The organism is Tessaracoccus coleopterorum (assembly GCF_011174705.1).
Taxonomy (GTDB): domain Bacteria; phylum Actinomycetota; class Actinomycetes; order Propionibacteriales; family Propionibacteriaceae; genus Arachnia; species Arachnia coleopterorum.
This window is the reverse complement of sequence record NZ_JAANIJ010000001.1, coordinates 3076827-3091942: the sequence shown is the minus strand read 5'-3', so window position 1 is coordinate 3091942 and position 15116 is coordinate 3076827. Positions and strand designations below refer to the sequence as shown.

Genomic DNA, 15116 nt, shown 5'->3' with positions numbered 1-15116 from the left:
GCCGGGCGCAGGAGTGCCCACGGGGGATCCCGGCCCGGCACGCGTGCGCGGAGGCCCGGATGGCAGTAGGTTCGGTTGCCATGGACCAGCGCTACCGGTACGAGATCCTGCCGCTCGACACGCCCGACGACGACCCGCGCTGGGAGAGCTACGTCAACATCTTCCGCACGGTGTTCCTGGACGCCCGGGCCGCGCCCGAGGGTGTGGCCACGTTCCGCACCCACCGTCGGGTCGACCATGCGGTGCTCGGGATGGCCACCACGGAGGGGCCCGGGCTCGAGGGCAGGCAGCCGGTCGCCGCGTTCAACGTGACCCGAGCAGTATCAACGAGGGGCGCGGCCCCCACCCAGCCGTCATCATCAACACGGTCGGTGTCCTGCCGAGCCACCGTCGGCGTGGCCTGCTGAAGGAGATGATGCGCCGCCAGCTCGACCTGGCCGCGGAGCGGGGCGAGTCGATCGCCGTGCTGACGGCCAGCGAGGCCACCATCTACGGCCGGTTCGGCTTCGCCCCGGCATCGCGGGCGCAGGAGTTCGAGATCGACACCGGCCGGTTCGCGTTCCGCGACGGGGTCGAGGTGGCGGAGGGCCCGGTCGAGTTCGTGCACCCGTCGTTCCTGGCCGCCCACTGGGCACGGGTCACCACGGCCCACCAGGCCCGCCACCGCGGCGCCATCGGGCACCTGGAGGCCCACCGCCTCGTCGACACCGGCGCATGGGACCCGGCCGCGGCCGGGCCGTCGAAGGACCTGCGGGCCGTGGCCCACTTCGACACGGACGGCGTGGTGGACGGCTTTGCGCTGTTCAAGTTCAAGGGCTGGGACGAGGCACCCAGGGCTGAGGTCCAGAAGATGTGCGCCCCGGACGTCACGGTCGAGCGGGCGCTGTGGCGGGCCCTCGCCGGAATGGACCTGATCAGGACGCTCACGCATGAGGGCAGCACCGGCGACCCGCTCCCGCTCTCCCTCGCCGATGCGCGTGCCGTCAAGGTCAAGGGCGTCGGCGACTGGGTGTGGCTCCGGCTGCTCAACCTTCCGACCGCGGTGGCGGGGCGCGCGTTCGATGCCGACGGTCGGCTCGTGATCCGCGTCGACGACGCCATGGGTTACGCCGACGGCACGTGGCTGCTCAGCGTCACCGACGGCGTCGGCATCTGCGAACGGAGCGACGCCGAACCCGCCGTCCGGCTCGACGTCGACACCCTCGCGTTGCTCTGGCACGGCGACCGGGGCGCGCAGGAGGTGGCCCGCGCCGGGCTCGTCTCCGGCTCAGCGGACGGCATCCGCACACTGGGCAGGCTGCTGCGGTGGGACGAGCCCGCCGCGAACCTCAGCTGGTTCTGAGCCTCACCGCGCCCGCGGGTGGGCGGCCGCGTGCACCTCGCGGAGGTGCTCGATGGTGACGAGCGTGTAGATCTGGGTGGTGGCAACCGACGAGTGGCCGAGGAGTTCCTGCACCACCCTGAGGTCAGCGCCGCCGTCGAGCAGGTGGGTGGCGAACGAGTGTCGCAGCGAGTGCGGCGACACCTCCACCGTGAGGCCCGCGGCCCCGGCCGCCTGCTGCAGCACGGCCCAGGCCGACTGCCTGCTCAGCCGTCTGCCGCGCAGGTTGAGCAGCAGCGCGGGGTCAGGACGGGGGAGGCCGACGCGAGCGCGGGCCGGGCGCGCACGAGGTAGTCGTCGACCGCACCGAGCGCGTAGCTGCCCAGAGGCACCATCCTCTCCCTGCCGCCCTTACCGACCAGCCGGAGCCCGGAGTCCGGGTCGGCCATCGCGGCGCGGACCTCGTCGACGTCGAGGGCACACACCTCCGAGACCCGCGCCCCGGTGCCGTACAACAACTCCAGTAGCGCCGCGTCGCGCAGCCCGACGGGTGTGCCGCGGTCGGGTGCCTCGAGGAGCCGCGTCACCTCGTCCACACCCAGCGCCTTCGGGAGTCGCTGTGTGAGCCGCGGGGCGACACGTCGGCGGCGGGGTTCTGCGATGCCAACCCTCCTCCTCGGCGAAGGCGTGCAGGTTCCGCACACTCACGACGTGGCGCGCCACCGACGCCGCGGCCTGACCGGCCGCGAGTTCACGGACGAACTCGGTGATGTCGACCGTGCTGACGCCGTCGAGGTCGGTGATCCCCGCGACTGCAGAAAGGCCATGTAGCGGGTGAGGTCGCGACGGTATGCGGAGACCGTGTTGGTTGCGAGCCCCCGTTCGGCGCGGACGTGGTTGAGGTAGTCGGCGACGGCGGCGGGCAGGTGTCCGATCACCGCCCGCGGATCGGCCACGGCGCGTCGGCGGGGCGCAGGCCGTCGAGGCGGCCGGTCAGCCGCGCCGTCTCGAGGGCGAGGATGCCGGTGCACAACGACGGGGAAGCCACCTCTCCCGCGAGGACCGACTCGACCAGGTCAGTCCGGGGCACCCAGCCCCACGTCATCTCGGCCTCCTCGCCCTCGAGGACGAAGCCCTCGGGTCGCTCGGTGGCGCTCAGTTCGCGGGCGAGGAAGATCCGAAGTGTCTCCTCACAGGCCCGGGGTGGTGCAGATGTCGACCAGGACGTCCCAGCGGGCGGCCGCGAGTTCGACCTCCTCGGCGAGTTCGCGGCGGGCCGCGTCGACGTAGGGCTCGTCGGCGAGGTCGAGGAGGCCGGCCGGGATCTCGACGAGTTCGGCGCGCACCGGGTGCCGGTACTGGCGCAGCACCGCGATGTCGTCGGTGTCCTCCCGCCAGGCGACCACCGCGACGGCGCCGGGGTGGGTGAGGTACTGGCGCCGGATCTCGTCGCCGGACGGCGTTGCGATCGTGTCGTTCACGAACGACGACACGTGGCCGACGCCCAGCACCTCCCGCCGCAGCACGGGCCAGCTCATCGGTCGGTCGGCAGGCATCGGGTCGCTCCTTCGGTCGGGCCGCCCGGCTCAGGCCCTCCGGGCGAGCGCGGCGGCGATCAACCCCGAGAATAGGGGTGCGGACGGGTCGGGCGCGACTTGAGCTCCGGATGGGCCTGCGTCGCCACGTAGTACGGGTGGACGTCGGCGGGAAGTTCGACGAACTCCACGAGGGCACCGTCGGGCGAGGTGCCCGAGATGACGAGGCCCGCCTCCTCGAGCCGCCCCCGGTAGGCGTTGTTGACCTCGTAGCGGTGCCGGTGCCGTTCGGACACCCCGGTGCGGCCGTACGCGGCGGCCACCTGCGAGCCGGGCAGCAGCGTCGCGTCGTAGGCGCCCAGCCGCATCGAGCCACCCAGGTCGCCCCTCCCCCGACGATGTCGACCTGCTCCGCCATGGTGGCGATCACCGGCTCACGGGTCTCCGGATCGAACTCCGTCGACGCCGCCCCGTCGATGCCCGCGAGGTTCCTGGCCGCCTCGATCACCATGCACTGCAGCCCGAGGCACAGGCCGAGGGTCGGGATCGATTGCTCCCTCGCGTAGCGCAGCGCGCCGAGCTTGCCCTCGACGCCCCGGATGCCGAAGCCGCCGGGCACACACACGGCGTCCACGCCGCCGAGCTCACGCTCGGCGCCCTCCGGGGTGTCGCAGTCGTCGGAGCGCACCCACTTCAGCGTCACGCGGGCGTGGTTCGCGAACCCGCCCGCGCGGAGCGCCTCGGACACCGAGAGGTAGGCATCGGGCAGGTCGATGTACTTGCCCACGAGCGCAACGCTCACCTGTTGGCGTGGGTAGTCGACGCGGTCGAGCAGGTCGTCCCAGCTGGCCCAGTTCACGTCGCGGAACGGCACCCGGAGGCGGCGCACGACGTAGGCGTCGAGGCCCTCGGCGTGCAGCACCTTCGGGATGGCGTAGATGCTGGGAGCATCGGCGCAGGAGACCACGGCCTCGGTGTCGACGTCGCACATCAGCGCGATCTTGCGCTTGAGCGACTGGCTCACCTCCCGCTCGGCGCGGCAGACGATGGCGTCGGGCTGGATGCCGACCTGGCGCAGCGCCGCCACCGAATGCTGGGTCGGTTTGGTTTTCATCTCGCCGGAGGGCCTGATGAAGGGCACCAGCGAGACGTGCAGGAAGAACACGTTGTCGCGGCCGATCTCGTGGCGCACCTGGCGTGCGGCCTCGAGGAACGGGAGCGACTCGATGTCGCCGACGGTGCCGCCGATCTCGTGGATGACGATGTCGACATCGTCGGAGCCCATGGCGAGCATCCGGTCGCGGATCTCCCTGTGATGTGCGGGATCACCTGCACCGTGTCGCCGAGGAAGTCGCCCCGTCTCTCCTTCGCGATGACGGTGGAATACACCTTGCCAGTGGTCACATTGGCGTCGCGGGTGAGGTTGACGTCCAGGAACCGCTCGTAGTGGCCGATGTCGAGGTCGGTCTCGGCGCCGTCCTCGGTGACGAACACCTCACCGTGCTGGAACGGGTTCATCGTCCCGGGTCGACGTTGAGGTAGGGATCGAGTTTCTGCATCGTCACCCGCAGGCCGCGGGCCACGAGCAGGTTGCCGAGGGAGGATGCCGTGAGGCCCTTGCCGAGCGAGGAGACCACGCCCCCGTGACGAAGATGTGTCTGGTTACCATCGAGTTGTCCACGGACCTCCAACCTAGGCTGCCCGCATTGCCGTTGTGTTACGGCGACGTCACGATCGGCGAGCCGCGGCCAGCAACTCCGCTGCGTGTTCGAGCCCGGCCCTCGAATCGGTGCTCCCGCCCATCATGCGGGCCAGCTCCACGCCCCGCTCCCCGTCGGTGAGCCTGCGCACCCCGGATGTGGTGACGTGCCCGTCGCTGGCCTTTGCGACGACGAAGTGTGCGTCGGCGAACGCGGCGACCTGGGCCAGGTGCGTGACGACGATCACCTGGCTGGTGGTCGCCAGGCGCTGGAGGCGGCGGCCGATCTCCAATCCGACGGCGCCGCCGACACCCGCATCGACCTCGTCGAACACGAAGGTGTGCCCCCGTTCCCCCTCTGCGAGGACGACCTCGAGCGCGAGCCGGACGCGGGAGAGCTCACCGCCGGAGGCGACCCTGCCGAGCGGGGCGGGCTGCGAGCCGGGATTCGCGGCGAAGAGCAGGTCGATCCGGTCGGCGCCATGGGGCCGAGCGGCGCGTCAGTGACGTCGAAATGGAGCTCGGCGTGCGGCATGGCGAGGGCAGCCAGCTCGACCTTCACGGCGCGGGCCAACTCGTCGGCGGCCCGGTGACGGGCAGCGGAGATGGCGGCCGCGTCGGAGGCGAGGGAGGCGTCGAGCTCGGCGATCCGCCCACGCAGCCCCGCGATCCGTTCATCGCTTCCGACGAGGGTGGCGAGACGCGACGCCGATGACTCGGCCCAGGCGAGGACCTCGTCGATGGTGGGGCCGTACTTGCGGGTCAGGCCGGCGAGTTGCTGGCGGCGCTCACCCACCGCCTCGAGCCGCAGCGGGTCGGCGACGAGATCGTCCACGTAGCCGGCGACCTCCGCGGCGAGGTCGGTGGCGAGCATGCCGAGTTCGGTGGCACGCGAGGCGAGGTCGTTGGCTGCGGGGTCGCGGTGGGCGAGGTCGTTCAGGAGCTTGCGGGTCGAGCCGACGAGCGACACCACGCTCGGCGCGTCGTAGTCCGTCTCGCTGCCACTCAGCGCCTCGTGCGCCCCTCCCGCCAGGCGGCGCAGCTCGTCGAGATCCATCAGCCTGGACTGCTCGGAGGCGAGCGCCTCGTCCTCGCCCGGCTGCGGCGCCACGGCCTCGATCTCGCCGAGGCCGTAGCGGAGCATGTCTGCCTCGCGGGCCCTGGCCTGCGCCTCCGCCTCGAGCTGCGCGAGCTCCGCTGCCGCGGCGCGGCGCTCCGCAAAATCGGCGAGGTAGCGCGGCAGTTCTGCGGGGCGGCCTTCGCGTCCAGCAGTTCGCGCTGCCGCTCCTGTGTGGAGAGGCGGATCTGGCCCGACTGGCCGTGGATGGTGGCGAGTTCGCTGAGGAGGTCTCCGAGGGTGGAGACCGGCACGCCCGCCCCTCCGACAACGGCGCGGGAGCGACCCGTGGCCGCGACCTGGCGCAGCGCCACCACCTCGCCCTCCTCCACCGTGCCGCCGAGCCCGGTGACGCGGTCGGCGAGCTCGGTGGGCAACTCCCAGCGGCCCTCCACCACGGCCTTGTCCGAGCCCCGTCTGACGACACCCGCGTCGGCACGCGCGCCCAGGAGATGGCCGAGGCCGGAGACGATCATGGTCTTGCCTGCGCCCGTCTCGCCGGTCAGTGCGGTGAGCCCGGCGCCGAGTTCGAGCTCGGCCTCCTCGACGACGCCGAACGCCGTGAGCCGCAGCGTCGTCAGCATCAGTGTTCGCTCCTCTTGCGCCAACCCTCGACCGGAAGGGCGAACTTCTTCACGAGCCGTGTGGTGAACGGCTGCTCGCCGAGGCGGGCGATCTTGACCCTCTGGTCGTTCGACGTGACGGTCACCGACTCGCCGAAGACGATCTCGTGGCTGCGGCGGCCGTCGCACCACAGGATGCCGCCCGCTGCGGCGTCCTCGGGCAGGTCGAAGGTGACCTTCGACGACGGGCTGAGCACCATGGGGCGGTTGAAGAGGGCGTGCGCCGCAAGCGGCACGAGCAGGATGGCCTTCACGTCGGGCCAGACCACCGGGCCGCCCGCGGAGAAGCCGTAGGCGGTGGAGCCGGTCGGGGTCGAGACGAGGACGCCGTCGCAGCCCCATCGGGAGAGGGGGCGATCATCGACGCTCACCAGGACAGTCAGCATCCGCTCGCGCGCCAGCTTCTCGAGCGACACCTCGTTGACCGCAGGAGAGGCCCATGTGAGCGCGCCGTCCTGGTCCCTCACCTCGACCTTGAGGGTGGTGCGTTCCTCCACGTCGTAGCGGCGCTCCGCCACCACCGACGGGAGTTCCTCGAGGTCGGAGGGTTCCATCTCGGCGAGGAATCCCACGTGGCCGAGGTTCACACCGAGCAGCGGCACGCCGAGCGGCAGGGCCCACTCCGCTGCGCGCAGGATCGTGCCGTCACCGCCGAAGATGACCGCGATCTCGGCGGAGCGGTGGTCGAGGCCCGCAACGTGGGCAGTGGGGACGCGCTCGGCGAGGCGCTCGAGGTCGCTCTCGAACGCGAGGAAATCGAAGCCCATCTGCGCGAGGGCCTCCATGAAGCGGACAGCCTGCACGATGGCCTCTTCGCGTTCCGGATGCACCAGAACGGCCACGGTTCGCTGTTTCACGGGCCCAGCCTACCGAGTAAGCCTGACAAAGAACTCCACGTTGCCCGCGGAGCCGGGCAGCCTGCTCTCGCCGCGCCACGCCTCGCGCCAGCCGAGGCCCTCCGCGGCGGCCACGACGCCGTCGACGGCCGCCCGGCGCAGCACCGGGTCGCGCACCACTCCGCCACTGCCGAGCCGCTCCCTTCCCACCTCGAACTGGGGCTTGACGAGCAGCAACGCTTCCCCACCTGCGGCGAGGACGCCGAGCAGTTGCGGGAGGATCAGCGTCAGGGAGATGAAGGAGACATCGCCGACGATCAGGTCGACCGGGAGGGCGTCCAGATCGTCGAGCGAGAGGTCACGCAGGTTCAGGCCCTCGGACACGCGGACGCGGGGGTCGTTGCGGAGTTCGTCGACGAGCTGACCGTGGCCGACGTCGACGGCGTAGACGACCTCGGCTCCCCGCTCGAGGCACACCTGGGTGAAGCCGCCCGTGGAGGCGCCGGCGTCGAGGACGCGTCCGGCGACGAGCAGCCCGGTGTCGTCGAGCGCTCCGAGCAGCTTGTGGGCGGCGCGGGAGACCCACCGGTCCACGTCCGCGGTGAGAACGGCGTCGTCGCCCACCTGCTGCGACGGCTTGGTCACGCGGACGCCGTCGACGGCGACCCGACCCTCGCCGATCAACCCCGCCGCGTGGTTGCGCGACCGGGCGATACCGCGGTCGACGAGGGCGAGATCAAGCCTCACCGGTCACACCCGGGAGGCCCAGCTGGGTGACCATCGGATCGTTGTTCAGCACGCCTGCGAGGATCCGCTGCGCCTCCGTGAGGCGCGCCGTCTGCCCGGGAAGGGGAAGTTCCTCGACGCCGTCGAGGCTCGCCACCAGCTCCGCCACGAGCTCCTGCCTGCGCAGGTCGCCCGGGCCGCGGAGCGGGGCGTCGGGCCGTCACCGCAGGGTGTCCAGCGAGTTCAGCACCGCGCTGATGTCGAGCTCGAAGCGCCAGGCGGCCTGGAGCCCGGCCCAGAGCGCGTCGAGCTGCTCGTCACGGGTCACCGGTCGCGTCGACAGGAAGGCGGCCGAGTCGGTCAGGTCGACCTCCTGGTAGCCGCAGACATAGCGGTCGGTGTGGAACTCGGCGACGCGCGGCGGCTCGAGGAGCGCGGCGGCGTCGTAGCCGATGTACGTCGGTCGGTAGGCCGGTGCCGCGTCAGCCAGGTCCTGCTTCCCGTGGGCCCCGGTGAACACGAACAGCGAGTCCATACCGACGTTGTTCGCGCCGAGGACGTCGGTGTCCGTCCGGTCGCCGACGAAGATCGGACGCTCGGCCTGCATGCGCAGGACAGTCTCGTCCAGCAGCGGCCGGTAGGGCTTGCCCGCGATCTGCGGTTCAACATCGACGCATGCCCGGATCACGGCGATCTGGGTCCCGAGCCCCGGCACGATGCCGCGGTCCGAGGGCCGCGTCAGGTCGGGGTTGGTGGCGTACCAGGTCGCACCCCGCTGGACGGCCAGCGCGGCCTCCTCCAGCCTCTGCCACGCGATGTCGGGACTGTAGCCCTGCACCACGACAGTGGGCTTGTCATCGAGGGAGTGCACCAGGGTGAGTCCTGCGCCGGTCAGCTGCTGGCTCAGCGCATCGGTACCCACCGCGAGCACGCGTGCGTCGGCACCGAGGTCGTCACCAAGCATGCGCAGCGTCGCCATGGTGGAGTTCACCACGTCGGCCTCCACTGCGGTGATGCCGAGCTCCGTCAGGTGTTCCGCGACGGTGGCCGGGGTGCGGGCGGCGTTGTTGGTGACGAACCCGAGGCGCGTTCCACGGGAGCGGAGCTCCTCCAGCGCCTCCGGGATCCCGTCGACCGCCTGTGGACCGAGGTAGATCACGCCGTCCAGATCGAACAGGGCCGAATCGTAGCTCTGCGCCAGCGCACCCGTCACTTGTCTCCCCGTCCGTCTCCGCGATCACGGACTTCTGCGCGTCGACCGGTGCGGCGTCCTCGTCGTCATCCGTGTCGATGTCCTCGCCCGACTCGATAGCCCCTCGGAAGCATCCTCGGCAGCTCCTGGTCGTCCTCAGGCTCATCGGGCTCGTCCGACTCGTCGTCGTCCTCAACCTGGTCGTCGTCGTCGACCTCGTCCTCGTCGTCGGCCTCGTCCTCATCGTCGGCCTCGTCCTCGTCGTCGACCTCGTCCTCATCGTCGTCATCATCGAAGTCGGAGAAGGAATCGGGCAGCACAACGCCATCGATCTCGGCAATGCGGTCTGCGATGTCGAGATCGGCATTCCGGTCGAGCGCGGCGGCTGACGTGAACCACTCACGGGCCCCCTCGGTATCGCCCTCCGTCTCGAGCAGCTCTGCGTAGGCGTAGCGCAGGCGCGCCTGGGCGGCCGGAGAGCCGATACGACGGCTGATCGCGGCCTTCAGCAGGCGGACGGACTCGGAACGCTGACCGAGGTCGTTGCGGATGCCGGCCTCAACCAGGAGGCATTCGATGCGGAGGTCGATGTCGCGGGTGTTCGGGTCCAGCTCGGCGAGGACCGCAAGGGCCTCCCGGTGGCGGCCCAGTGCCCGCTCACAGTCGGCGATCACCGGCAGCAACGAGTCGCCGCCGCTCATCCGACGGATGGCCCGGAACTCGCGCAGGGCAACGGCGTACTCACCGGCGGCGTAGGCCGTCTCGGCGGCTGCCTCGCGCACGATCGGCAGGCGACCGGCGCGTCGGCGTGCTGCCTCGGCGTGCCGGAAGGCGAGCTCCGGGTCGACGTCGATCAGCTGACCTGCGGCCCAGATGTGGGCGCCGACGATCGTGGCCAGGTCCTTGGGCAGGCTCTTCATCTCGGCACGCACACCGAAGGGCAGTTCGTGCTGCGGGAAGTCGACTGGGGTCTCCGGTTCATCGGCCCGGGCCTCGGTGCCGGGATGTGAGCGCCTCTCCAACTCGTCCTCACGGCGTGGCCCGCGATCCTCGCGATCGAACGACCTGCGGTCGTCGTCGCGGCCCTGGTAGCCGCCGCGGTCGTCCCGGCGGCCCTGATAGCCGCCACGGTCGTCCCGGCGGTCCTTGTTGTAGGGCTTCCGGTCGTCATCGCGACGCTGATAACCGCCGCGATCGTCGCGGTTGTACGGCTTCCTGTCGTCGTCGCGACGCTGGTACCCGCCGCGGTCCCCGCGGTCATCCCTGTTGTAGGGCTTCCTGTCGTCGTCGCGACGCTGATAACCGCCGCGATCGTCGCGGTTGTACGGCTTCCTGTCGTCGTCGCGGCGCTGGTACCCGCCGCGGTCCCCGCGGTCATCCCTGTTGTAGGGCTTCCTGTCGTCGTCGCGACGCTGGTAACCACCGCGGTCGTCCCGGCGGTCCTTGTTGTAGGGCTTCCTGTCGTCGTCGCGACGCTGGTAACCACCGCGGTCGTCCTTGTTATAGGGCTTCCTGTCGTCATCGCGACGCTGATAACCGCCGCGGTCGTCGCGGTTGTACGGCTTCCTGTCGTCGTCGCGACGCTGATATCCGCCGCGGTCGTCCCGGCGGTCCTTGCTATAGGGCTTCCGGTCGTCGTCGCGACGCTGATATCCGCCGCGGTCATCCCTGTTGTAGGGCTTCCGGTCGTCGTCACGACGCTGATAACCACCGCGGTCGTCGCGGTTGTACGGCTTCCTGTCGTCGTCCCGACGCTGATATCCGCCGCGGTCATCCCTGTTGTAGGGCTTCCGGTCGTCGTCACGACGCTGGTAACCACCGCGGTCGTCGCGGTTGTACGGCTTCCGATCCCCACGGTCGTCCCTGTTGTACGGCTTCCTGTCGTCGTCACGACGCTGGTAACCACCGCGGTCGTCCCGGTTGTAGGGCTTCCGGTCGTCGTCGCGACGCTGATAACCACCGCGGTCGTCCCGGTTGTACGGCTTCCGATCCCCACGGTCGTCCCTGTTGTACGGCTTCCTGTCGTCATCGCGACGCTGGTAACCACCGCGGTCGTCCCGGTTGTAGGGCTTCCGGTCGTCGTCGCGACGCTGGTAACCGCCGCGGTCGTCCCGGCCGTCCTTGTTGTACGGCTTCCTGTCACCGCGGTCATCACGGCTGTCCCTGTTGTAGGGCTTCCGGTCATCGTTGCGCGGGCCGTAGGAGCGGCGCTCGCTCCCGGCACTGCCACGCTTGTCGTCACCGCGACGGTTGTCGCCACCATCACGCCGGGACGCTCTCCACCCTCGTAGGAGCCAGACGACCGATTCTCAGTAGACATAGACCCCATCATCCCAGCCACGTGCCTCATTCACCTAACCCAGCAGGGCCCCCGGCGCCGGCCCGCCGCCGATGCCCCAGGCTCTCCGCGGCGCCCCATGGTTGACATCCACACCGCAGCACCGTCTCGAAAGGGAAGAAAAGCCCCTGAAAATACGAAAACCCCCGAACAAGTTCGGGGGTTTTCAAAAGAAGTCCGGCGGCGTCCTAGTCTCCCACAGCGTCCCCGCTGCAGTACCATCGGCGCTGAGAGGCTTAACTTCCGGGTTCGGGATGGGACCGGGTGTTTCCCTCTCGCTATGGCCACCGAAACACTATAGAGATAGCGTCAGGGCACAAACTTCAATCATTCTTCAATTATGAAGCGTGCTCCCGACCGTACCTCGGGAACTTCACAGTGGACGCGTAGCATCTTTGTAGTAAAAAACAAGCCCTCGGCCTATTAGTATCGGTCAGCTCCATGCATTACTGCACTTCCACATCCGACCTATCAACCCTGTGGTCTACAGGGGCCTTACCAGATTATTCTGTGGGAGCCCTCATCTTGAAGCGTGCTTCCCGCTTAGATGCTTTCAGCGGTTATCACTTCCCAACGTAGCCAACCAGCCGTGCTTTTGGTAAACAACTGGCACACCAGAGGTTAGTCCGTCCCGGTCCTCTCGTACTAAGGACAGCTCTTCTCAAGACTCCTACGCGCGCAGCGGATAGGGACCGAACTGTCTCACGACGTTCTAAACCCAGCTCGCGTGCCGCTTTAATGGGCGAACAGCCCAACCCTTGGGACCGACTCCAGCCCCAGGATGCGACGAGCCGACATCGAGGTGCCAAACCATGCCGTCGCTATGGACGCTCGGGCAAGATCAGCCTGTTATCCCGGGTACCTTTTATCCGTTGAGTCCTGGCGCTTCCATGTGCCACCAGAAGATCACTAGTCCCGACTTTCGTCCCTGCTCGAGATGTCTCTCTCGCAGTCAAGCTCCCTTGTGCACTTACACTCAAAACCTGATTGCCAACCAGGCTGAGGAACCTTTGGGCGCCTCCGTTACCTTTTAGGAGGCGACCGCCCCAGTCAAACTACCCATCAGGCACTGTCCCTGATCCAGATAATGGACCTAGGTTAGATAACCAGAGTGACCAGAGTGGTATTTCAACGATGACTCCACCTGAACTGGCGTCCAAGCTTCAAAGTCTCCCACCTATCCTACACAAGTCACACCGATCACCAATACCAAACTATAGTAAAGGTCCCGGGTCTTTCCGTCCTGCTGCGCGTAACGAGCATCTTTACTCGTAATGCAATTTCGCCGAGTTCGTGGTGGAGACAGCGCCCAAATCGTTACTCCATTCGTGCAGGTCGGAACTTACCCGACAAGGAATTTCGCTACCTTAGGATGGTTATAGTTACCACCGCCGTTTACTGGGGCTTAAGTTCAAGGCTTCGCCGAAGCTAACCCTTCCCCTTAACCTTCCAGCACCGGGCAGGAGTCAGTCCGTATACATCGTCTTTCGACTTAGCACGGACCTGTGTTTTTAGTAAACAGTCGCTTGGGCCTGGTCTCTGCGACCCTCAACGCTTTCACAGTAAATGCTATACGTATCAGGTCCCCTTATCCCGAAGTTACGGGGTATTTTGCCGAGTTCCTTCACCACGATTCTCTCGATCGCCTTGGTATTCTCTACCTATCCACCTGTGTCGGTTTGGGGTACGGGCGGCTAATATCTCGCTCACGAAGATTTTCTAGGCAGCATAGGATCACTCTAACGACGGTCCGTAGACCGCCGACACGTCATGTCTCAGGCTCAATGAAACGCGGATTTGCCTACGTCTCGCCCTACACACTTGACCCGGTATAACCATAACCGGAAGAGCTACCTTCCTGCGTCCCTCCGCAGCTTGCCTAATACAAGATTGGGTCACAGACTCAGTCAGGATCCATCCGAAGACATCACCAGACCTTGCATGTTTAGCATCACTCGCCTCAGCACGGACGATATTTCGCCGGTACGGGAATATCAACCCGTTGTCCATCGACTACGCCTGTCGGCCTCGCCTTAGGTCCCGACTTACCCAGGGCAGATTAGCTTGACCCTGGAACCCTTGGATATTCGGCGGACGGGTTTCTCACCCGTCTTTCGCTACTCATGCCTGCATTCTCACTCGTGTGCTCTCCACGGCTGGGTCACCCCGCCGCTTCAACGTGCACACGACGCTCCCTACCCATCCACACGACGTTACCGTCACATGTGTGAATGCCATAGCTTCGGCGGTTAACTTGAGCCCCGCTAAATTGTCGGCGCAGAATCACTTGACCAGTGAGCTATTACGCACTCTTTCAAGGGTGGCTGCTTCCAAGCCAACCTCCTGGTTGTCTCCGCAACTCCACATCCTTTTCCACTTAGTTAACGCTTAGGGCCTTAGCTGATGATCTGGGCTGTTTCCCTCTCGACAATGAAGCTTATCCCCCACTGTCTCACTGCCGCGCTCTCACTTACCGGCATTCGGAGTTTGGCTGATTTCGGTAAGCTTGTGGGCCCCTAGACCATCCAGTGCTCTACCTCCGGTAAGAAACACGCGACGCTGCACCTAAATGCATTTCGGGGAGAACCAGCTATCACGGAGTTTGATTGGCCTTTCACCCCTATCCACAGCTCATCTCCTCGGTTTTCAACCCAAGTGAGTTCGGTCCTCCACGACGTCTTACCGTCGCTTCAACCTGGCCATGGATAGATCACTCCGCTTCGGGTCTAGAGCATGCGACTCAAACGCCCTATTAGGACTCGCTTTCGCTACGGCTACCCCACACGGGTTAACCTTGCCACATACCACTAACTCGCAGGCTCATTCTTCAAAAGGCACGCCGTCACCCCCAAAAAGGAAGGCTCCGACGGATTGTATGCGATCGGTTTCAGGTACTATTTCACTCCCCTCCCGGGTACTTTTCACCTTTCCCTCACGGTACTTGTCCGCTATCGGTCACCAAGGAGTATTTAGGCTTAGCGGATGGTCCCGCCAGATTCACACGGAATTTCAGGGTTCCGTGCTACTTGGGGTAACGCCAAAGAGTGATCAACTTACGTCTACAGGAGTATTACCTTCTATGCTGTAGCTTTCCGCATACTTCGACTTCACTGATCATTTTTTACTCTCTGACTGCTCGACAGCGCAGCCCAGGCGGCCCCACAACACCCCACTTGCAACGCCTGTCAGCTATCACACAAGTGAGGTTTGGCCTCTTCCGCGTTCGCTCGCCACTACTGACGGAATCACTATTGTTTTCTCTTCCTGTGGGTACTGAGATGTTTCACTTCCCCACGTTCCCTCCAACTGCCCTATATATTCAGGCAGAGGTTGCCGGACATGACTCCGGTATTTCAAGGTTTCCCTATTCGGAAATCCACGGATCAAAGCTCGTTTACCAGCTCCCCGTGGCTTATCGCAGGTTACAACGTCCTTCATCGGCTCTTGGTGCCAAGGCATCCACCGATCGCACTTAGTAGCTTGTTAAAATTACTACAAAGATGCTCGCGTCCACTGTGAAGTTCTCAAGATACGGGCGGGCTCAGACCCAACACAACCCAACCGGGCCACATCAGACACTGATCCGCTAGAGAGCGTCACCCCAAAAGGCAACCGACCCCTCAGGACCCAACAGCGTGCTCAGGCCACACCAGACACCCACCAGACTTTCCACTCCCCCGAAAGAGGCTGTACTAACCGGCAGACACCAGCATGACTTAACATCAATGT

At 66.5% G+C, this 15116-nt stretch carries 11 protein-coding genes, 2 rRNA genes and 3 pseudogenes; 2 read left to right on the top strand and 14 right to left on the bottom strand.

Features of this window, described 5'->3' with window-relative positions:
• Positions 1-59 precede the first annotated feature (59 nt).
• Positions 60-407 carry a hypothetical protein gene (locus G7085_RS28025; protein WP_231980833.1) on the top strand — a complete coding sequence of 116 codons (348 nt, stop codon included), beginning with the start codon at positions 60-62 and terminating at the stop codon, positions 405-407.
• Complete coding sequence (locus G7085_RS19810; protein ID WP_331716038.1) at positions 323-1342, top strand: GNAT family N-acetyltransferase; 1020 nt, start codon at positions 323-325, stop codon at positions 1340-1342. The genes G7085_RS28025 and G7085_RS19810 overlap by 85 nt, the downstream gene beginning before the upstream one ends.
• 3 nt (positions 1343-1345) lie before the next feature.
• On the opposite strand, the pseudogene xerD reads toward G7085_RS19810, so the two are convergent.
• The 14 genes and pseudogenes from xerD to G7085_RS19740 all read right to left on the bottom strand — a co-directional run bounded on the left by xerD (position 1346) and on the right by G7085_RS19740 (position 14873).
• Positions 1346-2259: pseudogene (gene xerD / locus G7085_RS28020) on the bottom strand (site-specific tyrosine recombinase XerD).
• Positions 2256-2877 (bottom strand): annotated as a pseudogene (locus G7085_RS19790) (NUDIX domain-containing protein). The pseudogenes xerD and G7085_RS19790 overlap by 4 nt, the downstream one beginning before the upstream one ends.
• Before the next feature lie 62 nt (positions 2878-2939).
• Positions 2940-4525, bottom strand: a pseudogene (locus G7085_RS19785) (CTP synthase); the annotation flags it as partial.
• Between the two features lie 59 nt (positions 4526-4584).
• On the bottom strand, positions 4585-4803 hold the full coding sequence (locus tag G7085_RS33380; protein WP_331715821.1) for a hypothetical protein: 219 nt from the start codon (positions 4801-4803) through the stop codon (positions 4585-4587).
• A complete protein-coding gene (locus G7085_RS33375; RefSeq protein ID WP_331715820.1) occupies positions 4800-5699 on the bottom strand; it encodes a DNA repair protein RecN in 900 nt (299 codons plus the stop codon). The genes G7085_RS33380 and G7085_RS33375 overlap by 4 nt, the downstream gene beginning before the upstream one ends.
• A complete protein-coding gene (locus G7085_RS33370) occupies positions 5612-6256 on the bottom strand; it encodes an AAA family ATPase (protein WP_331715819.1) in 645 nt (214 codons plus the stop codon). Before G7085_RS33370 ends, G7085_RS33375 begins: the two co-directional genes overlap by 88 nt.
• On the bottom strand, positions 6256-7152 hold the full coding sequence (locus G7085_RS19775) for an NAD kinase (RefSeq protein ID WP_197512183.1): 897 nt from the start codon (positions 7150-7152) through the stop codon (positions 6256-6258). Before G7085_RS19775 ends, G7085_RS33370 begins: the two co-directional genes overlap by 1 nt.
• Positions 7153-7161: 9 nt before the next feature.
• Entirely contained in the window at positions 7162-7878 is a 717-nt protein-coding gene (locus tag G7085_RS19770) for a TlyA family RNA methyltransferase (RefSeq protein WP_197512182.1), read from the bottom strand.
• Entirely contained in the window at positions 7868-8026 is a 159-nt protein-coding gene (locus G7085_RS19765; RefSeq protein WP_197512181.1) for a hypothetical protein, read from the bottom strand. Before G7085_RS19765 ends, G7085_RS19770 begins: the two co-directional genes overlap by 11 nt.
• A gap of 51 nt (positions 8027-8077) precedes the next feature.
• Positions 8078-9070: an HAD-IIA family hydrolase gene (locus G7085_RS19760; RefSeq protein WP_197512180.1), complete on the bottom strand. Its 993-nt coding sequence runs from the start codon at positions 9068-9070 to the stop codon at positions 8078-8080.
• Positions 9071-9135: 65 nt separating this feature from the next.
• Positions 9136-9969 (bottom strand): hypothetical protein, encoded by an 834-nt coding sequence (locus G7085_RS19755; protein WP_197512179.1) that lies wholly within the window; start codon positions 9967-9969, stop codon positions 9136-9138.
• A complete protein-coding gene (locus G7085_RS19750) occupies positions 9966-11369 on the bottom strand; it encodes a hypothetical protein (protein ID WP_197512178.1) in 1404 nt (467 codons plus the stop codon). The genes G7085_RS19755 and G7085_RS19750 overlap by 4 nt, the downstream gene beginning before the upstream one ends.
• A 193-nt stretch (positions 11370-11562) precedes the next feature.
• Positions 11563-11679: ribosomal RNA gene (rrf, locus tag G7085_RS19745) — 5S ribosomal RNA — on the bottom strand.
• 111 nt (positions 11680-11790) lie between these two features.
• A 23S ribosomal RNA gene (locus G7085_RS19740) occupies positions 11791-14873 on the bottom strand.
• Positions 14874-15116: the final 243 nt, after the last annotated feature.